Origin of the sequence: Pseudoalteromonas sp. AS71 (assembly GCF_038900275.1) — a bacterium.
GTDB lineage: Bacteria > Pseudomonadota > Gammaproteobacteria > Enterobacterales > Alteromonadaceae > Pseudoalteromonas.
The window spans coordinates 53,958-79,237 of record NZ_JBBMQZ010000020.1; the positions used below are offsets into that span (position 1 = coordinate 53,958).

Below are 25,280 nucleotides of genomic sequence, written 5' to 3' on the forward strand. Positions count from 1 at the left end.
CTCGGTGTTTTTATATAAACCTCTCTACACCACGCTTTTATTTTATGCGTAGGTCGGTTAAGCGAAGCGCCACCCGACGCTCTAATATCCACATCACTCAGATCATTGCTGTGCCAGCAAAGCTAACCAATCTCTCCAAGCGCTTTCATCGCGGCTTGTGCTTTATCTGTTTGTACAAAAATATGGTCGTGATAAAACGCAGCTACCACATTAGCGCTAATGCCATGCTCAGTCAGCTTTGCAGATACCGCAGCCGTTAATCCAACGGCCTCTAAGCTTGAATGTACGTTAAGGGTAATTAAGTTATATTTACCTTCGTAAGTAATACCTGCGTTGTCGGCGGTTTCAGCTTTTAAAATAAGGGTTAGCCCCTCTTCTTCAACATAAGTAGCAAGTGGCTCTAAATGAACATAATCGGCAAGTGAGCCTGCTAAGCAACAAAAAATATACTCGCCTTGCTTAAGCGCTGGCTGCATTGATTTTAATAATTGGTTTAACTCTAAAATTCCGGCCATGGTCGTTTCCTACAATGTGTTATTTAACCTGAACTCTGGTTAAGATATTTACTAACATATTAAATTATTTTGATATTTAAATTTATTTTCTCTAGCCAGAGATTTTCAGTGAAAGCAAGGCGAATTTACGCGTCAATAGCTGGCCTATTGCAAGTAAATTCAACGCAGTTAGCGCTGAAAATAGCTGCTTGAGATAGATTTATTATCCAGAGTTCAGGTTACTTAGTCATTTTTAGCTGCGCGACTAGTTCGCTTAATCTCGCAATTTTTATATTACTTAGTTGCCTGTAATCAAAATATGGGCACACAATAATGTTGTTGGTAGCGTCTATTGCAAACTCGTCGTCAAGCCAATCAAACTGTGCATGTAACTTACCTTGTTGTAATAAGTTTTTAGCGTGCGTACGCCCTGCAATTATGTGTAACTGGTTTTTATTGCTAGTAGCTTTATCTGCGCAAGTAATAATAGTGTTAGGTGCGCTAAATAGCAGGGCGGTTTTACTATTTTTTTGTAGTAAATACTCATCGCGATATTGTTGCCAAGTAGGGGCTTGTTTAGCAAATGAGTAATGCTCACTTGGCAGGGAAAATAGCACTTTGGCGTAAACGTTAAATACCTTACGCCAACCATTACCACAGTGCTGGTTTATAGTCTTTATTTGCTCATTTATAACAGGCTCAAGGCATTCAAGTGTTTCAAAAAAAGGCATTGGCGGCGCTTTTGCTACGTACACTGCCACGCTAAATTGCGTATCGCCTAAGCCAACTAATTGTGTGTTCAAGTTAGTTAGCCTTGTTTTGCGCTAAAATACGGTCAAGATTATTTGCAAAGTTTTGGCGATCGGTTTGACTAAGTGGAGGCGGCCCACCACTCATTTCTACGCCACTTGAGCGCATGGTATCCATAAAGTCGCGCACGTTAAGTATTGAACGGATATTCTCGGTGGTATAAAGCTCGCCACGCGGGTTGAGTGATTGCCCGCCGTTATCAATTACTTCACTTGCTAGCGGAATATCGCCCGTAATAACTAAATCGCCTTTTTCAATACGTTTTACTATTTCATCGTCGGCTACATCAAACCCTGACGATACTTGAACGCGGCTTATATATTTTGACGGCGGAATACGCATTGCGTGATTGGCCACTAAAATAGTCTCGATTTTCATGCGCTCTGCAGCTCTAAAAAGTATTTCTTTTATAACAACAGGACACGCGTCTGCATCTACCCAAATTTTCATGCTATGGTCATTTTTATTGCTTTAGAATTAATACGATCCTATAGCAAATTTTTTTAATCGGCTAGCAAACTTTATATCCATCTATATTTAGATAATACGTACGATTTATGTAATTAAAAAAGGAGCTTACATGAAGGCTATTAAATACGGTTTACTTATTACAGGGTTATTTTTTCTTAGTGCCTGCACCAGCCCTCCTGAGGGAATAACACCCGTTAAAAACTTTGATATACAAAAATATAAAGGCAAATGGTTTGAAATAGCGCGTCTTAATCACTCATTCGAAGAAGGTATGGAGCAAGTTACCGCTACATATTCAATTAACGACGATGGCACGGTAAAGGTCCTTAACAAAGGGTATTTAACGGATGATAAAAAATGGGATGACGCCGAAGGCTTGGCCAAGTTTGTTGAGGGCACCGACACAGGGCATTTTAAAGTCTCGTTTTTTGGTCCATTTTATGGTGCTTACGTGATTTTTGAACTTGACCAACCCGATTACCAATATGCATTTATAACCAGTTACAACAAAGATTACTTGTGGTTTTTGTCGCGTACACCAACGGTTAGCAAAGAGCTTAAAGATCATTTTTTAACTAAAGCTAAAGAGTTGGGCTTTGCTACCGATGAAATAATTTGGGTTGAGCAATAAACAATGTAAAGCCCCTTTACAGTAGTAATAAAAGAGTCACCTAACTGTAAAGTAACTTAAATATATTATGGTTATATTGTGTGTACTTGCCGTGAGACAGCAAGTATTGGAAACACTGAATATCCCCTATTGTTGGCAAGCTATATAGCTTGCCATTTTTTTTGCCTAGGGCGTGTTGATCTTTATGGATTGAAATCTGTTCAATCTAGGGGCGATTAAATCGCGGCGCGAGGTTTGTAACCTAGTGGGCTAAGTAAAAACCGAGCAACAAAGAGTTAATCGTCCCTAGAAAGAACCCAAAGGGCAGCGCATGTTTGGTATTTATGCTGCGTTATCGCCTATTTATGGGGAATAACCACACTACATAGGCTCTGCCTTGCCTAAATACCAAACAGTCTGCTGCAAATTCACCCACCAAAGATCAACACGCCCTAATCTATGAGAAAGTAACGGATCAGGTTTTTACTAACTAAGGCTAGTTTAACGCTAAAAACAGCCCACTTAGTACAACTAACACGCTATTTAAAACACTAAACCACTTCACGTAGCCTACTAAAAAATTATAAAAAACCATTATAATTAAGATACTTAGACTCATAAGTCCACAAAATAGTAATGCTCCATATCCACCTTGAGTAACTATACAAAGTACTAAGCTTAGTAAAATACTGATCCAAGCAGCTAGCAACAGCTTTTTACGTTGGGATTCTGTAGGACGTTTGTTAAATACGTCTTTAAAGTGATTAAACTTAGCTAGCGCAAAACAGTTAAAACTGAGCAAACATAGGCTAAAACCTAGTAAATCAATCATGATTTTTGTCTTTTAAGATTATTAGATTGGCTAGGGGTGATTATTTTTGAGTTGTTTTTAGCAGTACGTAATTTTTCGGTTTGTATAAAAAACAATATACTAAACAGTAAAAATAGTGCATCAAAAGTAAATAATGCCCACTGTTTGTGCATCAAATAGCTAACTATGTTGTCGTTAGTTGTAAGTGCATTAATAACCGGTACGCTAAAACATGCAACAGCATTTATAGCTGCCATAACTCGCCATTGCAGCCTATCTCGTTTTAAAAGGGCAATAACAGCCACGGCCAGCCATGTTAAAAAGAACGCGAGTACTTCTTTATCGGCGCGCTCTGCGACCGTTGGGCTAAGTAGTCTGTTAGCGATAAAAAATGCACACGTTGCCAGTGGAAGCCCCATAATAGTGGCTAGGTTTAACCCTTCAACTAGTTTTAAACCAAACGAAGGTTTAACGTTGTTTTTAGTTCGCTCGCGAATTCGTTTAGCCCACATAATACAGCCAGAGCCAATCATTACACAGCCTGCAATACCGCCTAATACATATAACCAGCGTAACAACCACGTAGCTAAACGCCCTGTATGCATTGAATTAAGCGATTCGTAAAGCGCTTTGCTGCTAGTTAGCTCGTCATCAGTTTGAGCGACCATTTGCCCTGTAGCACCACTAAATATTAAGCGTGGTGCTTGGTCACGTAGTGTTTTACCTGCGCTTACCAATACGGTAATTGTTGAAGCTGCCATATTTGGTTGGTTAACTTGTACTCGGGTAATATCTGCATGAGGCCACTTAGTATAAACCTGATCTAAAATACTTTGAATCGGCACTATTGGTGATTCGCCTTGGGCTTTATCGGTCATGGTGTTGCGAGGGGTTACATCGTTAAAAAAGCCACGCATGCCGTTATCGTAAGACGTTTGCGCAGGGTAGGGAAACAACATAAATATGAGTGTAATCATGCCTGTGTAAGTAATCATTAAATGAAAAGGAAGAGCAAGCACTGAGCTTAAGTTATGGGCATCTAACCATGTACGGCTACCTTTGTTACGCCTAAAGCTAAACATATCTTTAAAAATACGCTTATGAATAACCACGCCCGATATAATAGCAATCAGCATAAAAAAGCTAGCAAAGCATACAATCCAGCGTGCAGTTATTGCATCCATATAATGTAAATCATAATGCAACCGATAAAAAAAGTTACCGCCTTTAGTATCTACAAAGGGCTCAAGCTCTTGCATGGTATTAGGGTTTAGCTGTGTGTTTTCAAACCGGCTGCGGCGCTGGCCTGGCTCTTTTGGTTTTGCATAACCATAAATTAAATAAGGAATACGCGGCTCGGGTAATGTAATACGCCAGCTTGATGAGTGAGCTCCATGGCTAGCTAAGTAATCAAATCCGGTAATTATTTGTTGTTTTTGCGCTTCTATACGCTGTGTTTGGGCCTGCACATTATGAATGGCTGGTTGATTCCACAACGTTATTTCGTCTCTAAAAAAGCTAAGAGTTCCTGCAAAAAATATTAAATATAATAACCAGCAAACGAGTAACCCTACCCAAGTGTGTAACCAAGTCATCGATCTGAAAAAACTGTCTTTCATACCCAACCCTTCAGTAACCCAAGCAACGCAATGAACACACCCATACTTAGTAAAATACTGATCCACACTGTTTTTAATGATTTAACGCTAAAGGCATAAATAAATACTACGGCATAAATTAAAATGCTAATTGAAACACTAAACAATACAGCGTCTTGCTTAGCTATTGGCAATACAAAACTTAATAACGCAGTACTTGCAGAGGTAAAGGCATAGCCACCAATTATGGCAATAAAAAAACGTAAAAATACCAAAGCTCGATAACAGCTTACGCTTTTTACTATAAGCGCAATTACGTTAACCTTATAGTATGGCGCACTGTGCAAAGGTGCTTGCATAGTTAATTAATCCCTTTATTTAAAGCGGAGAATAAAACAAAGGCGCTATTATATATGTTACAAATACAAAAGATAGTTATTCTCATTTGTGATATTTAACTTTTAAGTAAGTTATGCTTACTTACTTAGTAAAATACTGATCTGTTATTGTTTAATGATATTGCACAGGCTGTATGTAAAGCTTAAGGTTAATAAACTGACTAAAAATAAAGAGTGAAATAACGATGAGCGATCACGAAAAACTAAATTACGTTGAGTTTCCTGCATGCGATTTACACGCAACTAAAGCTTTTTTTAGTTGTGTATTTAATTGGCAGTTTACTGACTACGGCCCAGAATACACGGCATTTAGTGGCCAAGGGCTTGATGGCGGTTTTTTTAATGCACCGCTTAAATCGCTTACTCAAAACGGTGCTGCGCTATTGGTTTTTTATAGTAACGACATTCACGCCACGTATAAAAAAGTACAACTCCATGGTGGCACAATATTAAAACCTATTTTTGAATTTCCGGGTGGTTGCCGGTTTCATTTTGCAGAGCCTAGCGGCAATGAATTTGCCGTATGGGCAGAAAAACAATAGGTTTTATAAGGCCTGTAGCGTGAATGAGTTTAAAGATCACGATTTTACTAACTAATCGCCGTTTCAGATAAAATAAACCGATTTTTTACCAACTCATTTACCCTAAATGGCCATTTAGGATAAATATTAAGCATTTAAGGCCAAATAAACATGAGTAATCGCCAATTAATAGACCACGTTAGTAAATGCGTGATCTGTGAACCTCATTTACCTTTAGGGGCTCGACCTGTAATACAATTTAGCCCAAATGCACGTATTTTAATTGCAGGCCAAGCACCTGGGGTAAAAGTTCATGAAACAGGCGTGCCATTTAACGATGCAAGTGGAAATCGCCTGCGAGAATGGCTTGGACTAACACGTGATGAATTTTACGACGCTAATAATATAGCCATTTTACCTATGGGCTTTTGCTATCCGGGTAGGGGTAAGTCGGGTGATTTACCACCTAGAAAAGAATGCGCCCCAGCATGGCGCGAGCGATTATTGGCTGCACTACCAAATATTGAGCTGACAATAGTATTAGGTAAATACGCGCAGGCGTATCATTTACCAGAGACTAAAAAAATGCCACTTACGGAGTTAGTAAAATCGTGGCGTGAGTATTGGCCAAACTATTTAGTGCTTCCTCACCCCAGCCCGCGCAATAATATATGGCTTAAAAAGAACCCCTGGTTTGAACAAGATGTACTTCCAGAACTGGATAAACGCATTGCTACTATTTTAAATAAGTAACGCTTCTAGTATTAGGATTTATTGTAAAGGGGCGTTACAGTTAAAAACTAACACTGCAATTAATAACAATAATAAACGAGGCTGTCTAACTTGAATGCATCTATATTAACCGAAGTAATACTTCCGCTCGCTCTTGCACTTATTATGTTTGGTATGGGTCTTGGGCTCACAACAACCGATTTTACTCGTCTATTTAAAAGCCCGCTTGCCATTGTTATGGGTTTAATGGGCCAACTTGTAGCAATGCCTTTATTAGCATTAGGGCTGTGTTATTTACTTAACCTACCAACGCCTATAGCTATTGGTTTAATGATATTAGCTGCCTGCCCAGGCGGTACTATGTCAAATGTAGTAAGCCAGCTTGCTAAAGCTAATTTAGCGCTTTCGGTAAGTTTAACTGCTGCCTCTACCGCAATTAGTATAGTGACCACACCGTTTATTATTGGCTTTGCTATGAGTCAGTTTGCCCCAGCAGACGATGCTAGCTTTTCTATTTTAACAACATCGCTTGGATTATTTTTTATTACCTTAGTGCCAGTTGCTATAGGCATTTGGTTACGTCACTTTAAAAGTGATTTTGCCATTAAGACAGAGCCATTTTTTAGACGCTTCTCGTTGTTTTTTATGCTTATGATGATTGCCGCATTAGTAATAAAAGAGCGCGATTTATTAGTTAGCTCATTTAACGATGTATTTTGGGCGTGCCTAGCGTTAAATATAGGTTCTATGGTGGTAGGGTGGTTTATCGCTAAGCTTTCTAGGTTTGATGTAACCGACTCGCTGACGCTTTCAATTGAGGTTGGAATTCAAAATGCATCGTTAGCTATTTTAATTGCTATTAGCTTTTTGAATAAACCCGAATATGCAGTTACCGGCGGCGTGTATGGCCTTGCTATGTTTATAGGGCCACTGCTATTAATTGGCGGGTTAAAGCTTAAAAATAAACGTACCGCTAGGGCTGTTAACTAGGACTTTTAATTAGGGCATGTTGACCAAGTTACTTTAATTCAAGGCTACGGATAACGTAGCCGTAAACTCCAGCCTAAAAATACCACCAGTTAAATATATGCTCTGCACCCATCGCGTCAACAAGTTGTAGGCTTACTAAAAACTCTCAAGCTGAAATTTTACGCTATGCGCTGAGCTTGCTCGCGCGAGGAGCAAAGCTTCTAATCACTAAAGCGCATTTGAGGATAGAACAAAAGTGTAAGTAATATGGGGTGAAAAAGCAGTTATACCAATCTGCTTATATATGGGGTCTATTTAACGTTAAGAAAATTACGCTAGAACTAGGCAAAAATTTTTATATCTAGTCGTTCTCGGCAATTGCTCCCTGCATTGCTCTACCTCCTGCATCCATGCAGTCGTAAATAAAAATTTTTAACGACGGTATAGTGCAATTTAATTCGTTAAATTGATCAAAGATTTATGCAGGTTGGTATTAATTATTTGGTTACTAAAACAGCGCCTCACTTTGTAAGGCGCTACTTTAAAACTTACTATTTGGTTTGCATGTTTTTAGCGCGTTCTTCTGCATCTATTAATGCTTGCGATTTAGGTGCGCGTTTTTTCTCTTCTATTTTGGGTTTTTCAGTTGAGTCAGGATCCCAGCTTGAGTCTAACGATAAGTTAGCAAATGGATTGTTACTGTCTGCTTTTTTAGGCTCACTTTGTGGCTCATCAACTGGCGGTGTTGTTTGTGCTTGCTCAGGTGTTGAGCTTTGTTTTTTAGGCATCGGCTTTTCACCAGGTAATGGTGCATCTGGGTTAAATGTACGTACCTCTGGTTCTTTAAAGTCTTGCTCTGTTGTATATGTAGTCGATTGAGCGTCAGCTATTTGCTCTGGTGCGTGTAAATCTACAACCGGCTCACTCGCTGTTACTGGCTCAGGAGTACTAATAACCGGCTCTACAGTGTTGTGTTCGGCTTCTATTGGCGCAGGCTCCGTTACTTGCGCTGTATGGTGCTTACGTTGTTTTTTTTCAGGCTTTGCATCTGGGTCAAAGTCGCGTACTTCTGGCTCATTAAAGCTGCTGGCATTTTTAATACGCTCTAAGGTTGTTTTGGCGGCGGCTTCAAACTCGGCTGTATTAGGCTCAGGTTTTTGTTTTACTTCGTTAAACGTAGCGGTACTTGTTTGCTCTAAAGTATCTGCTGGCTCTATTTGTGCAGGCTCAATTTCTCTTGTTTGCGATGATGTAACTACGTTGTTTTGCTCATCTGAAATTTGCGGTGGTGTATGTTCAATATCAGCATTTTGTGAAGTGTTCGTAGGCTCTAAAGGCTCTTCATTTGCCTCTACGCTGCTCTCAACTGGTTTATTATTTTGTGTTACTTCGTTGATGACGACAGGCTCAATCTCTGGCTCTTTTGTTGTTTTAGTTTCAGGTTTCACTGGCGTAGCAATTTTTTCTGATTTAACTTCAGGTGGAGCCGCCATAGTAGGTTCTGCCATCGCTTTACTTTGTTTTGCACGGCGCAGGCGCACGACGACCATAGCGCCAATAAGTACCACTATAACAAGTATTAAAGTGGGTAAAAGTAACGAGCTTGGGCTTTGTGCTATAGGTTGCGGCGCAATTACAGGCGCTGGTTTAGTTAACACCGGTGCTGGTTTTACAAGTACAGGATTTTCAGGCGTAGGTTGAACGTTTTGCTCTGGCGTCGCAGGTTTTACTTGCTCTATTGCGGCTTCGTTTTTTTGCTCTGTAACTACTTGCTCGGGTACTGCTTTTGTTGGCTCTGCATCAATTACTATTTCGTTACTGTTGGTATTTAGCTGATCGTTAATTTGTTGTTTTTGATCATTAGTTAAATTAAGGGTTTGCTCGTTGATGCTTTCTTTAACAGCTTCTTCAGTAGGTTTAATTACAGGGGCAGGTTCAACAGTTTTAGGTTGTGGCTGAGTAATAATAGTCGGCTCAGGCTCTATTATTTGGGGCTTAGGTTGTGCTTGAATTTCTTTTGGCTTATTACAGTTATTTTTGTAATCACGCGCAGCTTTACGGTATTTTTGACTCGCTTTATTATTACTATTTTGCTGCATTTCTTGTTTAATTAAAATGCACATAGCTTCGTTGTATGCAGCACTTTGCGCACTATAAAATAAGGCAAAGCAAAGGGTAAATCTAATTAGTTTTGATATCATGAAGTTATGCGCGCTTAAATATTAATAGTTTGATTTTAAGCGCAAAATTAAAAATTATCCAGAGTAATACGACTAATCAATAACCATAAGGCTGCGATATTCATCGTAAGCAAATTGGTCGGTCATACCGCTTATATAATCTTGAATTAATCTACAGCGATAATAAAATTCATACGCCGCAAAGTGATCGGGCTCTTCTTGCATCGCATCTATTGCGTGTTGGTAACTGTTTAAGTGCTTTTTAGAGAGCTTTTTAACAAGTCGCGACTCTATTAATAAACGTGAATCGCCATTTAGTGCACGCTTAAAGTCATCCTTGTTTAGTAGCAGTAATGGTTTATAGCAATCGAGCAAACCATTAATTATGCGATACCCTTGTAGCTCTAATTTTTCGACTTCTTTGTTTGAAAATACATGCTCAAGTGCCACTTGCTTTAGCATTTTGGTTACAGCGTGTAGATGGCTCCTATCTTCTAAAAGTGCTTGGTTAAAATCGCCATGATAAATAGGTTCTATGTTCTCAATAAAGCGTTTTGCAGCATGTCCAACTAGCGGATGTAAAAGTGCTACGCGCAGGTATATAAAAAATTCGCTGTTAAAGTTATACGGTTGTGCTTTGGCGCGCTCATGTGCGTAGTCAACTGCTTTATCTACAAAAGTTTGGTGCTCTGTATCGTCTATTGTTAGGTTTATAAGTGCTTTTTTATAATGACTTTTAAGCTGTGTACATAAGAATTCGGTGCTTATGATCCCTTTTTCAACAGCATCCTCTATATCGGCTAGGCAATACGAAATGTCGTCGGCGGCTTCCATTATGTAACTTGCTGGATGGCGGCAATATGGCTCAATAGTGAGCTCTTTTTGTAGCGCTTCAACAAAGTTTTTTTCGCTGTAGTAGTAACCCACTTTTTTCATTAAGTAGTTTTTATTTTGGGGTATGTCTTTTACATCAAGCCCAGCAGGGCGAGTGTATTTTAAAATACCAGCACTTTGGCTGTAAGTTAAATTAAGCGTTTGCAACGAATGAATTATACGTATGCCTTGAGCGTTGCCTTCAAAGTTACAAATATCAAGCGCAAGGTGTTTAAAAACAACACCTATACCGGTATTGGGCTCTTTGCAGCGCTCGGGTGTTACACTTGCTAGGTTGTTATTAAACCAGTGGTTTATTGCAGCTTCGCCAAAATGTCCAAACGGTGGGTTGCCTATATCGTGCATTAGGCAGGCCATTTCTACTAAGCTTTCCAGGGGGCGTTCTAGGTCGGTTAAGCCGTAATCTTTTTGTTGTTGGTAGCTTAAATTTGCAAAAATACGTTGCACTATAAAACGACCAACCTGTTGTACCTCAAGCGAGTGAGTTAAGCGCGAACGAACAGCTGCGTTGCGTTCAAGGGGAAACACTTGGGTTTTTTGCTGAAGCCTGCGAATAGCGGCACTGTTAATAATCCGGCCACGGTCGCTTTCTAGCGCCATTTGTAAGTTAGAGGTTGTGCGATACATTCGTGCTGGCGTTATTTTTTTACTAAAATCTATGGTCATCTTTATACTTATCCTTTTTACAATTGATGACTGGCATAGTTTTTAGCACATAGTCATTTGTCTTTAATATACAGGGTTTAATCTATCAGTTTGTATCATAAAGTAACAACTTGCTTTAAAATAATTTTTTGAGTAATTGTTGTGCATTTATAGGTGTTTATAATGAAACAGTGGATTTTAAAGGCAGTATCAATTTGCCTAATGTTAGGAATGAACAGCGCATTTGCTGCAAAAGAGCAAACTGTGGTGCTTGTATCAATCGATGGCCTGCGTTGGGATTATATTGAAAAACACGGCGCGCCAAATTTAAAAGCAATGGCCGAGCGCGGTGTTCGCGCACAAAAACTAATACCTGTTTATCCAACTAAAACGTTTCCTAACCATATTTCTATTATTACGGGCTTATTGCCGGTAAACCATGGCATTGTTGATAATAGCTTTTGTGATAAAGCGCGTAAAAACGACTGTTACAGCATGGGCAAAGCATTGGGCGATAGCACTTGGGTGAAGGGGATTCCGCTTTGGAATTTAGCAAAAATGCAGGGACTTAAATCGGCTACTTATTTTTGGCCTGAGTCAGATGCATTATTTAACGGCATGACACCAGATTACTTTTATCACTATTCTAAATACAGCGATTACCAAAGCCGTGTTGATCAAATTATTCAGTGGTTAAGTTTACCAAAAGCACAGCGCCCGCGTTTTATTGCGAGTTACTTTTCGCTAGTTGATAGCATGGGCCATGAGTTTGGACCAGACGCACCACAAACGCGTGATGCAGTTAAACAGCTTGATGAATTAATGGGGCAATTACAAACTCGCTTAAGTAAATTAGAGCAAGAGGTAAACTTAGTTATTGTCTCGGATCACGGTATGACGAGTATAGATCCAGATAAAAGCATTGATGTAACCACACTACCTAAAGATGAAAACTTTTTAGTTAAAAATACGGGCCCACGTTTACTTATATATACTCAGCCTGATGCTAAAAACGCTGATATTGAAGGTTACAAAGCACGTTTACGAGATGCGTCAAACGGTCGTTATATAGTATTAACAGACGAGCAATTAGCAGCGTACCATTATAATAAAGGCACTCGCGTCGGCGATATTGTGGTGCAAACTACAGCGCCAGCGGTATTTACCAATGGTAAAAAACCAACCTATTTAGGGACTCACGGTTATGCATATACAGAAGATATGGCAGCATCATTTATTGCTGTAGGCCCTGCATTTAAACAAGGTGTAAGCCTTAAAGAAGTAAATAACCTTGATATTTATCCAGTACTTGCAAAAGTGATGGGACTTAAATTGTTAAACAAAGTAGATGGCAATGGAAAAACGTTAATGCCAGCAATTAAGCAAAAAGTGGTTGTGCATTAGTTTAATCTAAAAGAGCGCGTAAGCGCTCTGCAGGGAAGAACATGTTAACACTTTAAAGTGGGCTACTTTAGCCCACTTTTTTATTGGGCAGCTTATTTAAAGTTAGCAATACTTGTTTTTGTAGCAGTAACCGTGCGAATTGCATGCGCTTGGTTTGTAATACCAAATGCAATACCGTTTACGCTCCAGCCAGGGTTAGAGAAGTAATCGTACTGAGTTGCGCTACCGTAAACGTGCGGGTAAGCCATAATACTTGCAAACTCATTTTGTACGCCATGACCCATGCCATCTACATATACACCGCCTGACGTGTCACCTTGTTTGCGTGAATGCGCTAAACCTTGGTTATGACCAAGTTCGTGTACGAATGTAGTTGCACCACAGTCAATTGCAGTGATTGAGTACATACGGCTGCTCATAGAGCTGTATAGGTTGCCATTAGTACCTTGACCAACCCATGCTAAACCACATGAAATAAGCCCATTGCCAGCACTTTGGCCAGTACCTAATACGGCAATCATGTCGGCTTTCCAATCGCTGCGTAAACCATCTACGTAGCTGCTATTTGTAACCGAATCTAACCAATCCTCAGACGGCGTTACTGCGTAGTCACCTAAGTTTTGTTTGCCAGCTAAGCGTAGTGTTATATCAACGCCATTTTGGCTATATACCTGATTACTAAAAGCAATTAGTTGATTTATTTTAGTGTCAATATTACTAGTTGCAGCAGCTGATTGGTCGGTATATAAAATACCGATATCGATGGTTTCTGCTTGTGCAGCACTTGCTGCACATAATGCCGCAGCCAGTGCGGTTGTTGTGATTACTTTTTTCATTATTGTATTTCCTTACTCTTGTTGTGGTTGGAACTTGTTTTTAACTTGGTTGAGCTCATAAAAAGCAGACACACTAAAGCTGCCTTAGAGTGCGGCTTTAATTGTTTTTATATTTTTTGGTTAGCCATCAATTTTTGGTGCAAATATATCGATGCTTTTATCTGATTTGGGTTTTGGTGCGGTTACTTCATGCTCTATGTGGCTTTTATATAAATCGCGTTTTGCTGCAATCCATCCGTACTTACCTTTACTTTCGAATACATAATTGCCAGAGGGCGCAGTAAATTGGCCATATACGGCATCTTTACCTACCGTTAAAACGGTATTATGCATGCGGCCATCAACACCCACTATTTTGCCAAATATGCTCTTGTCGCCATTTTCAGACTCAACCACATTAGTCACCTCTGCGGTGAATGTTTCGGCTGTTTGCGGAATAGCTAAATCAAAGTTTTCGCCAGTTTCTAACGCCTGTAAAGAATTTAAATCAAACTCAATGTAGGCTTCGTTATGCAAGTCGGTAGGTAAAACTTTTGCGTTTATGAGCACTTGCTTGGCTTTGTCGGATAGGCGGTTTACGGCATCAAATTCTTCAAACGGTAAACTGTTGTCTGGGGCAACAATGGGTTTAACGGTAATTGGATCTTTACTCATATCAATAGGTGCAGGGGGATATGTATTGCGTGTTTTTTGTAAATCAATAGGAACAAAGTCTATAGCAACGGGCGCGATAGGTTCGCCCGTTTCATCTGCATTAAAAAATAGCCCATAAACTGCAAATGCCGATAATGGTATAGCAATTAGTAAGACGACAGATCTCTTCATTTGTTTCTCTTTTAGTGTTTTTGGTTAACTATTTGTTACTTTTTATATTATTAAATGGATTAGATCAAGATAATAAATGTAACCGAAAAGAATTAATTCTGAATTCCATAATCCCTTATAAAGTATAAGGATATTTATTTTTGGTATGTTTTTCACTCTTTTTGGTATTGGTTTTTTGCAGGGTTTATGCGGGCTTTGGCGCGTTTGTGGGTACTTGTTTGTTTAGTTAAATACAATGGTTAAAAGTGGCTTTTTGACGTTAATTACAATGAAAAATAAAAAGTGAATTTTTTTCACTCTTTGTAAACTAATCGCTAATTGCAATGTAATTATCGGGCACGTATGTTGAGTGCTGCATAAATGGCATTACGAGGGATTTATGAAAGTGTCTGATCAGTTACTTAACCGAATTACAGCAGGGCTTGTGGCTGTAATTATTGGTTTTTCGAGTTCTATTGCATTGATTTATCAGGTAGTGATAACACTTGGTGGCACGCCCGATTTAGTAGCTAGTTGGATTTTAATGCTTGGCTTAGTAATGGGTATAACGTCAATTGGCTTATCGTACTATTACAAAGTACCTGTTTTAATTGCGTGGTCTACCACGGGAGCTGCATTACTTATTTCAAGTGCCCAAGGGTATAACTTAAACGAGGCTATTGGCGCGTTTATGCTCAGTGCATTGCTCGTATTTTTGTCGGGGGTTACGGGCTGGTTTGAAAAAATAATGAACCGTATTCCAAGTGAGCTTGCATGCGCCATGTTGGCCGGCGTGCTTGTTACCTTTGGTATCGACGTGTTTAATTTTATGAATGACATGCCTTTAGTAATTGGCTTAATGGTCGTTATGTACTTTATTGGTAAACGCTTTTTTGCCCGCTTTGCTATGTTAAGTGTGCTTATTATAGGCGTAGTACTTGCTTGGCAAATGGGCCATATTGATACCAGTGCACTGCACTGGCAAATGAGCGAATTTGCTTATATTGAACCCGCTTTTCACTTACAAGCATGCATTAGCATAGGTTTACCGCTTTATATAGTTACCATGACCTCGCAAAATTTACCGGGTATTGCTGTTTTAAAAGCGCACAAATATAAAGCGCCTATATCTGCATCTCTTAATGTGACTGGTTTTGTAAATATGCTTACGGCCCCATTTGGAGCCTACTCTATTAACTTAGCCGCCATTACTGCTGCTATTTGTATGAGTGATGAAGCGGATAAAAACCATGATAAACGTTATTGGGCGAGTATAGCGGCTGGCGTATTTTATATTTTAATGGCGTTGTGCGCGGCTACTCTAGTGGGGTTAGTGGCAAGTTTACCGCAGGCGCTGATTTTAGCTTTGGCGGGCATTGCGCTATTTGGCACCATTGCTAATAGTTTGCAGCAAGCCCTTAGTGGTACTGAATATACTGAGGCCGCAATTGTTACGTTTTTAGTAACAGCGTCTAACTTAACATTGCTTTCAGTGGGGTCTGCTTTTTGGGGGATTATAGCGGGTGTGTTAACGCTTATGATCACCAGGAAAGACTAAAAGCTTTATTGTGTACAAAGAGCCATTGGTGAGTATTTAAAACAAAATTATAGTTTATTTATATCATTAAAATAGTTTAACTAAGCTTATAAAAAAGGCTGCAATTGCAGCCTTTAGCTTTATAAAACAAGATTTACCTAATCAAAAGTATGATGGCGAGTTACACTAAACCGATTAAGTATATGATGCATAACATATACGGCGCACAGACTTAATATTATAGCCACCGATACTGAACTAAACCGATACAGCGCACTATAAATTAAGTCTTGTCCTGGCCCGAGTGAGTTCCCAAATAAAATACCAAATGTTGTCAGCACACCAAAACCAATACCCGGTATGCCTCCGCCTAAAATATGAAAACGCGCAAAAATAAACGAAAGTATCCATAAAATAGCTATCGGAAAAAGTAAAAAGTCAGAGTGACTATACAAAAACACCTGCGATAGTAGCGCTGCATTGCATCCTATAAGTGTTCCTATTGCTCGTTGCCAACCAGCCATACCGGCGGCTTTCCAGCACAATGAAAATAAAATGAGTACAGAAGCTGCTTGCGCAGATATTGAGTCTTGTAAATCAAGAACCTGAAAAACCACAAAAGAGAGCGTAGCCACGCTTGAGCATAACAATACCTCATGGCGAATACTCTCTTTTGCTTTAGCTGGTATTACTCGTGTGGGCCTTGCGGTTACATCAGGAAATAGGCCATGCATTAATGCAGCGATAACGACGGTTAAAAGAATAGCCAACCCATTAGTTAAAATTAGCGGGTAAATACTACTTCCCTGACCAACATAGCTGGAAAAATGTAGCTGAATAGAAAGGCTAACAACGCCTAAAGCGCCAAATAAAAAGGCACTACCGCTACTCATTTGGTGAAATAAAAAGCAGAAAACACCAAACACTAACAATGCCATAACGACTGGCAAGTGAGAAAACAATCCCTGCATTATCAGCACGATAAGCGCGCTAAATGCAGCAGATGCTATAAATTGATTTATAAGCCCACGGCTTAAAGTAGGCACCATGCCAAGTAACAACATAGGATAAACGGTAAAAAATATACCATTAGGCCAGTTCATTAATTTACTAATAGTAAATCCAAGGGTACATCCACCTGCAATGCGTAGTGCTTGGCGAAGGCCATTAGAGTCTAATTGTGGCCCTTGGCTAACAATTTGAGTCATAAAGTCTCCATTAATAGATGTAGTGTAACCAGCTAATAAATCTAATTTGTGCAGATCCAAACCATTGCCCAATTGTCGATTCGGGCAATAATTGTACTGTTGCACGTGACCCGCTTGGCATGTTTGCTATTAAGTCTTGATGATTTACGAGCTTTAAATGAATGCGTTGACGCTGTGCATCGCGTACCCAACGATTGCTGGTTTCTGTTGTACTTAGTAAACCATTTGCACTAAGTTGGCCGTTGCTAACGCCTGCTTCAAATGTTTCAAGTATTGCGTCGTAAACTTCACCTGGACGGCTATCAAATACTACGCGCGCTTGGGTGCCTTGCTTCATATTTGTGAGTGACTTTTCTCTAAAGTCGGCAACTAAATCTGCCTTTTTAGCAACAATAGCTAATAACGGGCTGCCTGCAACTGCGTATGCGCCGTTTAATAATTGTAAGTTAGCAACTACGCCGTCACTTAATGCGCGCACTTTTGTGTAGGATAAATTTAGCTCAGCTTGCGCTAACTGGTTAGCAGCGTGGCGCATGGCTAAGTTTTTGTTCCCTGAGTCACCTCTAGCTAAAACCGCTTCAGCTAACTGCGCTTCAAGGGCTGCAACATTTGCTTTACTCGCTTCAAAATTAGCACGAATGCTTTCAAGTTCTTGCTCAGATATAGATTTTTGAGTATAGAGTTTTTCGCCTCTGCTTTTTAATAGTTTTTGCTCATGCTGTTTAGCATTTGCAGCACTTATTTGTGCCTCAAGGGCTTTAACATTGGTATCAAGACGCTTGTTTTGTAATTTGGCATCATCAAGCGCGAGTTGAGCTTGCTCTTTGGCTAAATTATATGGGCCTTCATCGATACTAAATAATATATCGCCCGCTTTAACTGATTGGTTATTATTAACTTGCACACTAGTGACTCGGCCACTAATTTGCGGTGATATTTGCACAACAGGGTGGTATACACGTGCCTGTGGTGTCACAGGCAAAACCATATCGGCCACTAAATAGTAAATAAATACTAAGATAAACCCTATGAGAGAGAACCTTACATAGCGTGCAAACTTTTGATCCGGTGTCATTTTTAGCCTTACTTATTAACTTGAATACATTTAAGGGCGTTTTGCTCTATTTTGATCAAACCAAATGCAATCGCATCGAGCTGCTCAACAGATAAACCGCTGTATAACTGATTTTTTATATCGGAAATGGTCTCTTGCAATGAATGTAAAATGGCATCACTTTGCTCAGTAAAATAGAGTCTTTTACTGCGCTTATCATGTTTGTCTACACGGCGAACGATTAACGATTGCTCCTCTAATTGCTTAAGCGTACGAGTCAGTGAAGGCATTTCTATTCCTAAGCTATTAGCAAGTTCAAGTTGTGTTAATCCCTCACCACGCATATTTATATGCATTAGTGCAGTCCAGCGCGACTGAGTAAGCCCTAAAGGCTCAACAGCAATGGTTACCGCTTCGCGACATAAGCGATGAACTCGGCCCATATTACCGATAACTGTTAAATCGAGCGTTTCGTGAAAAGGTTTGTGTGTAGGCATAGCCATCCCAACATAGTTAGCAAGCTAACTATTTTATCATTACTTAGCTTGCTAAGTAAATATATGTAGGAGAGGGAAGTGGCAAAATATTTGCTAAACCTCACCTTTAAAAATGGTGAGGTTTAGGGAGGTTTTAAAAGTTAAGTAAATTAGCGGGGGAGTATTGATCGGTAAGTACTTTTGTATCGGCAGGCCAATCTTGGCCGTCTTTTGTAAAGTGCATAAATTGGCTAATCGCTTTTATGTCTATACCGTATTTGACTAATTTAGGGGCGAGAGCATTTACACGCGTGTTAATTTGCGCTTCGCTCGGTATTGATTTAAGTCCCGCTAAAATAATACGGTTACTACGATTTTCGCGGCTTACATTTATAAAGTCGCCAAATACAGCGTGGTAAGTTGCCGACTCATGCTCATAAAGTTTACTATTTGAAAACGTATTTGCGGCAATAACACCGCCATCGCCTAATACGCTTTGTACTTCTTCAAAAAACTCTTTAGTAAGTAAGTGCTCCGGAATGTAGTCGCCGTTAAATGCATCTAAAATAATCCAATCGTACTTTTGTTTTTTAATTGCGGCGCGCTTTATAAAAATGCGGCCATCTTGCACGCTTGATGTCACTAAGTCGTTTTCTATAAAGTTAAAGTAATCGCGTGCAACTTTAGTTACTGCAGGATCTATTTCAACATTATGAATTTTTGCAGTGGGGTATAGCTCATGAATAACGTTAGAAAGCGTACCGCCACCTAACCCTATAATAAGTACATTTTTAGGGTTGTCGGCTACTAATAAACTAGCAAAAGTCAATTTTGTGTAATTAAAAACAAGTTTGTCGGGATTGCTTTTATACATGCAACTTTGGCTTGTTTGGCTACTTTTAGTATTAAATTTAAGGCAACGTAAGTCGCTCGTTTCTTCAACAATAATATTGCGATAAAGCGAGCGTTCTTCATGAATAACGTTACTAAACGCAAAACCTGAAAATACAATTAACGGCAGTAGCAAATATTTAAGCATGAGCAAGCCCCTTATTGTTAGCCAAGGTATTAATAACAATCGCGACTAAACCCAGTGACCCAAGTGTTAAAGCAAAGGCGCTAATAATTGTATTTACATCAAACGCGAGCACAAAGTAAAACGAGGTAATGATAGTACCCAGAGCGCTGCCAAGCGTACTTACAAAGTATAAACGACCTGCCACTTGACCGCTTTTATCGCTATCTGTTACCAGTAAGCGCACAGAGTAGGGCGAGATCATGCCTAAAATAACGGTAGGTATAAAAAATAAAGCAGTTGACGCTAAGAGTGAGCCGTAGCGGCTATCTTCAATATGGGTAAATATAAATTCCATTATAGGCTGCGAAAATAATGTAATAGGCACAACCATAATGCTGGCAATTAAAAATATTAAACCATACTTGGTAAGAGATGCATTTTTAGTGCTGAGTTTACCGCCAAGTAAATAACCAAAAGATAAACTAAGCATAAACACAGTAATTATACTGCCCCAAATATGCACGCTACTGCCAAAAAAGGGGGCAAGAATTCTCCCACCTAAAAGCTCAATGCCCATTATGCAAAAGCCGCTGCAAAAGGCTAAAAAGTAAATTAACGCGTTTGTTTTTATGCTCATGTAATTATCATTATGTAACTTAAGTAGAACACTATACTAACGTGATGCATACAAAGCTGCTAGAGCCTGTTGACCTAAGTTTAATTAAAAAGAAGTTTTGTTATAACGATTTGTTAGTTAGGGCGTGTTGATCTATTTAACACGCCCTCGCGATTTAACACTTAAGACGCTTTTTTATTTAAATTAATTTTTTCTTAAGTTTTCTTTAAGTTTCACTCGTTAAATTTAAACCCTGAAATATAAACAGGTTTAAATGAGCGAGCTTATGCAATTAGCCCACACTTCTACATCATTAGGTTTAACACAAAATAACAGTCAGTTTATTAGTGCTCGTATTGATGATGTGCATCGAAAAAATCTCGAAAATACAGTAAAAGAAGGTTTTTTAGTTGCGTATAACGCTAAGCTTACTTCGTTTATGCCACTACTTTGCCAATACGTTACCGAGCAAGGAAAATGCACCTTAGGGCTAAGGCAAGCAACTTCGCCATTGTTTATTGAGCAATATTTAGCATCACCCGTTGAAGATTTTTTAGATGAGAGTATTTCTCGTAATAAAATTTTTGAACTTGGTAATCTTTGCTCTACAAATCGAAGAGCAACACTTGCACATTTTATTATTGTTAACGAAGCTCTGCAAAGTGTGGGCGCAAAACATTTAGTGTTTTGTGCAACCAGTAAAGTGCGTGCTTTATTGCGCTTACTTGGTGTTACGTGTACTGAAATTGCACTTGCTAGCAGTTTTGTAGTTGAGAACCCATTAAAGTGGGGCAGCTATTACGCCAACCAACCAACAGTATGCATTGTGAGCCTAGAGCAAGCTCACCAACAAGTACTAAATACCCCAATGCTTTATAGTTTGATGCAGCAAAACCACTCAAATATCAATTCTTTGGTAAATGCATTGGTGAATGTATGAATTACTATAATACACATTCAGTATCGCCATTAATTATTGCGCATAATAAAGAGCAAACACTTGAAATTAACAGTGATGAGTTTAACCAGCAAATACAAAAAGTAGTAAAAATTCTACAAAGCTTTAACGGCAAATGTGTCGCTTATAAGTTCGATAATACGCCAGCTTGGCTTGTTATTGATGCCGCTACTGCGGTTTCTAATAAAGTGGCTGTGCCAATTGCTCACTTTTTTAGTGAACAACAAACTCAATCTGTACTAGCGCAATGCGGCGCTAATTTATTTATGAGCGACACACTAAACCCTTTACTCGGGGAGCCGACGGCATCAATTACTTTATTTGAGTTTTACACATTATATATTTACGAAATCGTTGTAGCTAAACCCGTCAGTTATTTTCCAGAAACTCAAAAAGTAACGTTTACGTCTGGTTCAACTGGGCAACCTAAAGGCGTGTGTTTATCTGCAAAAAGCCAAATGCAGGTAGCTCAATCTCTGTGCGATAAAATTAATATTAAAAAGCCTGTTCATTTGTGTTTATTGCCGCTTGCTGTATTGCTTGAAAATATAGCCGGCGTGTATGCCCCTTTAAAAAGTAGCGGTACAGTGCATTTAATGCCGTTAAATGAATTAGGCTTTGTTGGCACTGCATTAAAACAGCCCGCACAGCTTATAGCTGCTATTGATAAAGTTAAGCCAAATACGCTTATTTTAGTGCCTGAACTATTAGCATGCTTAGTTGCTTTTGCTGAACAAGGGTGGCAACTGCCTAGTTCGTTACAGTTTATTGCTGTAGGTGGTGCGCGTGTCAGCGAAATGCTAATAGTTAAAGCGCGTGGCTTAAACTTACCGGTGTACCAAGGTTATGGGGTTTCTGAGGCGGCATCTGTAGTTAGTTTAAATACGCCCACAAACGATAACCTCCAAAGTGCAGGTTCTGTGTTACCTCATATTCAAACCAAAATTGAAAATGGCCAGCTTTTTATAAAAGGCGATTTGTTTTTAGGTTACTTAAACCATCAACCACACGACAAAAACCAGTGGTATGCAACCGGTGATCTGGTCGAGCAGCATCAAAATACCTTATTTATTAAAGGCCGCCTAAAAAACCTAATTATTACCAGCATGGGTCGCAACATCAGTGCCGAGTGGCCTGAATCACTATTACTCAGTCAAAGCGGTATTTTACAAGCGGTTGTGTTTGGTGAAGGTCGACCTTTTTTAACCGCCATTATTTATGCCGATTCAAAGCTAAGTAACCCAGTGTTAGCTCAATACATTAACGCAATTAATAAGCAACTACCCGACTATGCACGAATTCAAAAGTGGCATCGTTTAACTGCTCCATTAAGTGTGCAACAAGGATTATTAACTACAAATAATCGCCCAAAACGAGATGCCATAAGTAAGCAGTACCATGCTGTGTTTGAGCAATTTTACCGACTTGGAGAAGTAATTAATGAGTGATTTTTTTAACACCCTCAAAGAGCAAACTAAACAAGAGCAAAACTACCTGCTTGCAGCGCCTATTATTCAGCGTGTTTTTAAAGGTGAAGCATCACTTGAAGAATACGCTTCGTTTTTAGCGCAAGCGTATCACCATGTTAAGCACACTGTGCCATTAATGATGTCGGTTGGTGCACGATTAACCGACGAACAAGAATGGTTGCGCGAAGCCGTCGCAGAATACATTGAAGAAGAGATTGGCCATCAAGAGTGGGTACTTAATGATATTGCAGCCTGTGGTTTTGACAAAGAAACAGTAAGGTGTAGTCAGCCGCAATTTGCTACCGAAATGATGGTGTCGTATGCGTACGACTCCATTGCACGTAAAAACCCATTGATCTTTTTTGGCATGGTACATGTGCTTGAAGGCACTTCTATAGCGCTTGCTGATGGCGCGGCTTCAAACATCGCAAGTGCTGTTGGCTTATCTAAAAAAGCATTTAGTTATTTAACCTCTCATGGCGCACTTGATATAGAGCATGTAAAGTTTTTTGAAAACCTAATGAACCAAATAACAAATGAGGCGGATCAACAAGCCATACTCCATGGTGCAAAGTGCTTTTATCGTTTATACGGCGATATATTTCGTGGGCTCGATGACGAACCGTTTTTTAAAGCAAGCGCACAAGGCAAATTGTCATGAGTAGCGCTTTATGTGTGCTAACTGGCGCAACCGGCGGAATAGGGCAAGCGATTGCTAAAGCCCTATATGCAAAAGGGTGGAAGTTACTGCTTGTAGGACGTAATACGCAAGCCCTTGAAAAACTGAGCCGTGAATGCCCAGACAGTGAAATATTTACAGGCGACTTAACCGACGATACAACACGCATTAACTTAGCAATAAAAGCCAAGCAACTCGGTGGCGTTAGGTTACTTATTAACAATGCCGGTATAAATACAATGCAAAGCCTTGAGCACACAAGTAATGAACAAATAGATAATATGCTTACTACTAATTTGTCGGTGCCTATTAAATTATGCCAGCTATTTCTAGGACAGTTAGCGTATACCAAAGGCACTATTGTTAACGTGGGATCATCGTTTGGCAGTATTGGCTACCCGTTTCAAACGCTTTATTGCGCCAGTAAATTTGGTTTACGTGGTTTTACAGAAGCGCTCTCGCGTGAGCTTAACGGCTCAGGCGTTAAAGTGACCTATTTAGCACCAAGAGCGACAGATACATCTATTAATAGCAGTAAAGCGCGGGCAATGAATAAAGAACTCGGTAATAAAATGGACTCGCCAGAATTAGTTGCTCAAGAGTTATTAGCGCTTATAAATTCGAATCAAACAAGGCGTTTTATTGGTTTTCCTGAGAAATTATTTGCACGTATTAATGGCGCATTCCCAAGCGTTGTTGATAACGCTATTGCAAAACAACTTCCTAAAATTAAACGCTTTTTAAGTTAACAAACACACGAGGACAAGATTATGTATAAATTTACCCTAGCATTATCTCTAATACTAACAGCTGTATTTACAACCGCAGTACAAGCAGATGAAACACAAGACTTAACCTCTATTCAACAAAAGTGGGCAACTGCTAACTATGAACTTGAAGACGATGCGCAAATAGATGCGTTTAAGCAACTAAGTGAGCAAAGCGCGTTATTTGTTAAAAACTATCCAGGCTCGGCACAAACACACATTTGGAATGGCATTGTGTTAGCCAGCTTTGCAGGCGCAAAAGGTGGCTTGGGCGCACTTGGTTTAGCAAAAGAAGCTAAAGCGTCACTTGAAAATGCACTCTCAATTGATGGTACAGCATTAAATGGCTCAGCTTACGCAAGTCTTGCAACGCTTTATAGCAAAGTACCTGGTTGGCCAATTGGTTTTGGTGATGACGACAAAGCTGAAAAATTATTTAAACAAGCCCTCGCTTTTAATCTCGAAGGCATTGATACTAATTACTTATACGGTGAATATTTGTATGACGAAGGCGATTATAAACAAGCTAAAGCACGACTACTTGTAGCACAAGCAGCGGGCATTCGTGATACTCGTGCAAAAGCAGATGAGTATCGCCAACAAGCAATAAGTCAGCTATTGGCAAAAGTAGATAAAAAACTAAAAAGATAAACACATAATGCATTTATTACTCGTTGAGGACGATCATTTAGTGGCGCAAGGGCTTATTCGCTCTTTGCGTCAAGAGGGCTACAGCGTAGAGCATAGTGGCACAGTTAAGCACTCCTTAGAGTGCCTTTCTAGTGGTGAGATTGAGCTTGTTATTCTCGATTTAGGATTACCTGATGGCGACGGCTCGCAAGTTTTAAAGCATATTAAAGCACAAAAAAAAGTTATTCCGGTGGTTATTTTAACTGCTCGCGGCAGTATTGATGACAAAGTCCAAGGGCTAGATATGGGAGCAGACGATTACCTTGCAAAGCCGTTTGGTCCTGCTGAGTTATTTGCTCGATTACGTGTAGCAAGCCGGCGCATTAACCAAACACAATCAAGCTTATTGCGCTGTGGTGATGTAGTAATGGATACCTCTGCTCATACAGTTGCACTAAGTGGGCAATCACTTACACTACCACGAAAAGAATACATGCTTTTAAAAGCGCTGATGGAAAATCAGGGAAGGGTGCAATCAAAACAACAACTCGAAAACAAACTTTACCAATGGGGTGAAGAAGTCGGCTCTAATGCCATAGAGGTGCATATTCATCATCTTCGTAAAAAGTTCCCTAGCGATTTTATTAAAACCTTACGTGGCATTGGCTACGTGGTTGGTAAGCGTTAGGGT

27 protein-coding genes are annotated in these 25,280 nt (G+C 39.6%); 12 read left to right on the forward strand and 15 right to left on the reverse strand.

The window, feature by feature from the left end; translation table 11 throughout:
• Nucleotides 1–122 precede the first annotated feature (122 nt).
• From WNY98_RS15280 to WNY98_RS15290, 3 genes are all read right to left on the reverse strand, one after another.
• A complete protein-coding gene (locus WNY98_RS15280; RefSeq protein WP_342878315.1) occupies nt 123–515 on the reverse strand; it encodes an ACT domain-containing protein in 393 nt (130 codons plus the stop codon).
• Between the two features lie 218 nt (nt 516–733).
• Nucleotides 734–1,297 carry a hypothetical protein gene (locus WNY98_RS15285; RefSeq protein ID WP_342878316.1) on the reverse strand — a complete coding sequence of 188 codons (564 nt, stop codon included), beginning with the start codon at nt 1,295–1,297 and terminating at the stop codon, nt 734–736.
• A gap of 1 nt (nt 1,298) precedes the next feature.
• Entirely contained in the window at nt 1,299–1,754 is a 456-nt protein-coding gene (locus tag WNY98_RS15290) for a YaiI/YqxD family protein (RefSeq protein WP_342878317.1), read from the reverse strand.
• A 130-nt stretch (nt 1,755–1,884) separates the two neighbouring features.
• Between WNY98_RS15290 and WNY98_RS15295 the strand changes: the two genes are divergently transcribed.
• Nucleotides 1,885–2,406 carry a lipocalin family protein gene (locus WNY98_RS15295; RefSeq protein ID WP_342878318.1) on the forward strand — a complete coding sequence of 174 codons (522 nt, stop codon included), beginning with the start codon at nt 1,885–1,887 and terminating at the stop codon, nt 2,404–2,406.
• 475 nt (nt 2,407–2,881) lie between these two features.
• Here WNY98_RS15295 and WNY98_RS15300 read toward each other — a convergent pair whose 3' ends face one another.
• Genes WNY98_RS15300 through WNY98_RS15310 form a run of 3 tightly spaced genes read right to left on the reverse strand, consistent with a single transcriptional unit; the run spans nt 2,882 to nt 5,153 of the window.
• The gene (locus WNY98_RS15300; RefSeq protein ID WP_342878319.1) at nt 2,882–3,217 is read right to left on the reverse strand and encodes a DUF3325 domain-containing protein; all 336 of its coding nucleotides are present in this window, start codon (nt 3,215–3,217) and stop codon (nt 2,882–2,884) included.
• A complete protein-coding gene (locus tag WNY98_RS15305) occupies nt 3,214–4,815 on the reverse strand; it encodes a PepSY-associated TM helix domain-containing protein (protein ID WP_342878320.1) in 1,602 nt (533 codons plus the stop codon). Before WNY98_RS15305 ends, WNY98_RS15300 begins: the two co-directional genes overlap by 4 nt.
• On the reverse strand, nt 4,812–5,153 hold the full coding sequence (locus WNY98_RS15310) for a hypothetical protein (protein ID WP_342878321.1): 342 nt from the start codon (nt 5,151–5,153) through the stop codon (nt 4,812–4,814). Before WNY98_RS15310 ends, WNY98_RS15305 begins: the two co-directional genes overlap by 4 nt.
• 224 nt (nt 5,154–5,377) lie before the next feature.
• On the opposite strand from WNY98_RS15310, the gene WNY98_RS15315 reads away from it, so the two are divergent.
• The 3 genes from WNY98_RS15315 to WNY98_RS15325 all read left to right on the forward strand — a co-directional run bounded on the left by WNY98_RS15315 (nt 5,378) and on the right by WNY98_RS15325 (nt 7,435).
• The gene (locus WNY98_RS15315) at nt 5,378–5,734 is read left to right on the forward strand and encodes a VOC family protein (RefSeq protein WP_197185261.1); all 357 of its coding nucleotides are present in this window, start codon (nt 5,378–5,380) and stop codon (nt 5,732–5,734) included.
• Nucleotides 5,735–5,884: 150 nt separating this feature from the next.
• Nucleotides 5,885–6,466 carry a uracil-DNA glycosylase family protein gene (locus WNY98_RS15320; RefSeq protein ID WP_342878322.1) on the forward strand — a complete coding sequence of 194 codons (582 nt, stop codon included), beginning with the start codon at nt 5,885–5,887 and terminating at the stop codon, nt 6,464–6,466.
• Nucleotides 6,467–6,556: 90 nt separating this feature from the next.
• Nucleotides 6,557–7,435, forward strand: coding sequence for a bile acid:sodium symporter family protein (locus WNY98_RS15325; RefSeq protein ID WP_342878323.1), 879 nt, complete (start codon nt 6,557–6,559; stop codon nt 7,433–7,435).
• A 530-nt stretch (nt 7,436–7,965) separates the two neighbouring features.
• Here the strand turns inward: WNY98_RS15325 and WNY98_RS15330 are convergent.
• Together WNY98_RS15330 and dgt are read right to left on the reverse strand one after the other, a co-directional pair.
• Nucleotides 7,966–9,615 carry a cell surface protein gene (locus WNY98_RS15330; RefSeq protein WP_342878324.1) on the reverse strand — a complete coding sequence of 550 codons (1,650 nt, stop codon included), beginning with the start codon at nt 9,613–9,615 and terminating at the stop codon, nt 7,966–7,968.
• Between the two features lie 72 nt (nt 9,616–9,687).
• Nucleotides 9,688–11,154, reverse strand: coding sequence for a dGTPase (gene dgt, locus WNY98_RS15335; protein WP_342878325.1), 1,467 nt, complete (start codon nt 11,152–11,154; stop codon nt 9,688–9,690).
• A 162-nt stretch (nt 11,155–11,316) separates the two neighbouring features.
• Here dgt and WNY98_RS15340 point away from each other — a divergent pair, with 162 nt between their 5' ends.
• Nucleotides 11,317–12,537 (forward strand): ectonucleotide pyrophosphatase/phosphodiesterase, encoded by a 1,221-nt coding sequence (locus tag WNY98_RS15340; protein WP_024599443.1) that lies wholly within the window; start codon nt 11,317–11,319, stop codon nt 12,535–12,537.
• A 92-nt stretch (nt 12,538–12,629) separates the two neighbouring features.
• On the opposite strand, the gene WNY98_RS15345 is transcribed toward WNY98_RS15340, so the two are convergent.
• Entirely contained in the window at nt 12,630–13,373 is a 744-nt protein-coding gene (locus tag WNY98_RS15345) for a zinc-dependent metalloprotease family protein (RefSeq protein WP_076924912.1), read from the reverse strand.
• Nucleotides 13,374–13,493: 120 nt separating this feature from the next.
• Nucleotides 13,494–14,198, reverse strand: a complete 705-nt coding sequence (locus WNY98_RS15350; protein ID WP_342878326.1) for a hypothetical protein — start codon at nt 14,196–14,198, stop codon at nt 13,494–13,496.
• A 379-nt stretch (nt 14,199–14,577) separates the two neighbouring features.
• Here WNY98_RS15350 and WNY98_RS15355 point away from each other — a divergent pair, with 379 nt between their 5' ends.
• Nucleotides 14,578–15,735 carry a benzoate/H(+) symporter BenE family transporter gene (locus tag WNY98_RS15355; RefSeq protein WP_342878327.1) on the forward strand — a complete coding sequence of 386 codons (1,158 nt, stop codon included), beginning with the start codon at nt 14,578–14,580 and terminating at the stop codon, nt 15,733–15,735.
• Nucleotides 15,736–15,872: 137 nt separating this feature from the next.
• On the opposite strand, the gene WNY98_RS15360 is transcribed toward WNY98_RS15355, so the two are convergent.
• From WNY98_RS15360 to WNY98_RS15380, 5 genes are all read right to left on the reverse strand, one after another.
• Nucleotides 15,873–16,922: a DUF2955 domain-containing protein gene (locus tag WNY98_RS15360; protein WP_342878328.1), complete on the reverse strand. Its 1,050-nt coding sequence runs from the start codon at nt 16,920–16,922 to the stop codon at nt 15,873–15,875.
• A gap of 10 nt (nt 16,923–16,932) precedes the next feature.
• On the reverse strand, nt 16,933–17,997 hold the full coding sequence (locus WNY98_RS15365; RefSeq protein WP_342878329.1) for an HlyD family secretion protein: 1,065 nt from the start codon (nt 17,995–17,997) through the stop codon (nt 16,933–16,935).
• An 8-nt stretch (nt 17,998–18,005) separates the two neighbouring features.
• A complete protein-coding gene (locus WNY98_RS15370) occupies nt 18,006–18,473 on the reverse strand; it encodes a MarR family transcriptional regulator (RefSeq protein WP_024599440.1) in 468 nt (155 codons plus the stop codon).
• A 133-nt stretch (nt 18,474–18,606) separates the two neighbouring features.
• Nucleotides 18,607–19,491, reverse strand: a complete 885-nt coding sequence (locus WNY98_RS15375) for a fused MFS/spermidine synthase (protein WP_342878330.1) — start codon at nt 19,489–19,491, stop codon at nt 18,607–18,609.
• A complete protein-coding gene (locus tag WNY98_RS15380; protein WP_342878331.1) occupies nt 19,484–20,107 on the reverse strand; it encodes a fused MFS/spermidine synthase in 624 nt (207 codons plus the stop codon). The genes WNY98_RS15375 and WNY98_RS15380 overlap by 8 nt, the downstream gene beginning before the upstream one ends.
• Nucleotides 20,108–20,372: 265 nt before the next feature.
• Between WNY98_RS15380 and WNY98_RS15385 the strand changes: the two genes are divergently transcribed.
• The 6 genes from WNY98_RS15385 to WNY98_RS15410 are packed head-to-tail and all read left to right on the forward strand — an operon-like array spanning nt 20,373 to nt 25,277.
• The gene (locus tag WNY98_RS15385) at nt 20,373–21,026 is read left to right on the forward strand and encodes a thermostable hemolysin (protein ID WP_182195738.1); all 654 of its coding nucleotides are present in this window, start codon (nt 20,373–20,375) and stop codon (nt 21,024–21,026) included.
• Nucleotides 21,023–22,492 carry an AMP-binding protein gene (locus WNY98_RS15390; protein ID WP_342878332.1) on the forward strand — a complete coding sequence of 490 codons (1,470 nt, stop codon included), beginning with the start codon at nt 21,023–21,025 and terminating at the stop codon, nt 22,490–22,492. Before WNY98_RS15385 ends, WNY98_RS15390 begins: the two co-directional genes overlap by 4 nt.
• The gene (locus WNY98_RS15395; RefSeq protein WP_342878333.1) at nt 22,485–23,174 is read left to right on the forward strand and encodes an iron-containing redox enzyme family protein; all 690 of its coding nucleotides are present in this window, start codon (nt 22,485–22,487) and stop codon (nt 23,172–23,174) included. Before WNY98_RS15390 ends, WNY98_RS15395 begins: the two co-directional genes overlap by 8 nt.
• Nucleotides 23,171–23,941, forward strand: coding sequence for an SDR family oxidoreductase (locus WNY98_RS15400; RefSeq protein WP_342878334.1), 771 nt, complete (start codon nt 23,171–23,173; stop codon nt 23,939–23,941). Before WNY98_RS15395 ends, WNY98_RS15400 begins: the two co-directional genes overlap by 4 nt.
• A gap of 21 nt (nt 23,942–23,962) precedes the next feature.
• On the forward strand, nt 23,963–24,610 hold the full coding sequence (locus tag WNY98_RS15405; RefSeq protein ID WP_342878335.1) for a hypothetical protein: 648 nt from the start codon (nt 23,963–23,965) through the stop codon (nt 24,608–24,610).
• A gap of 7 nt (nt 24,611–24,617) precedes the next feature.
• Nucleotides 24,618–25,277: a response regulator transcription factor gene (locus WNY98_RS15410; RefSeq protein WP_342878336.1), complete on the forward strand. Its 660-nt coding sequence runs from the start codon at nt 24,618–24,620 to the stop codon at nt 25,275–25,277.
• The last annotated feature ends 3 nt before the right edge of the window (nt 25,278–25,280 follow it).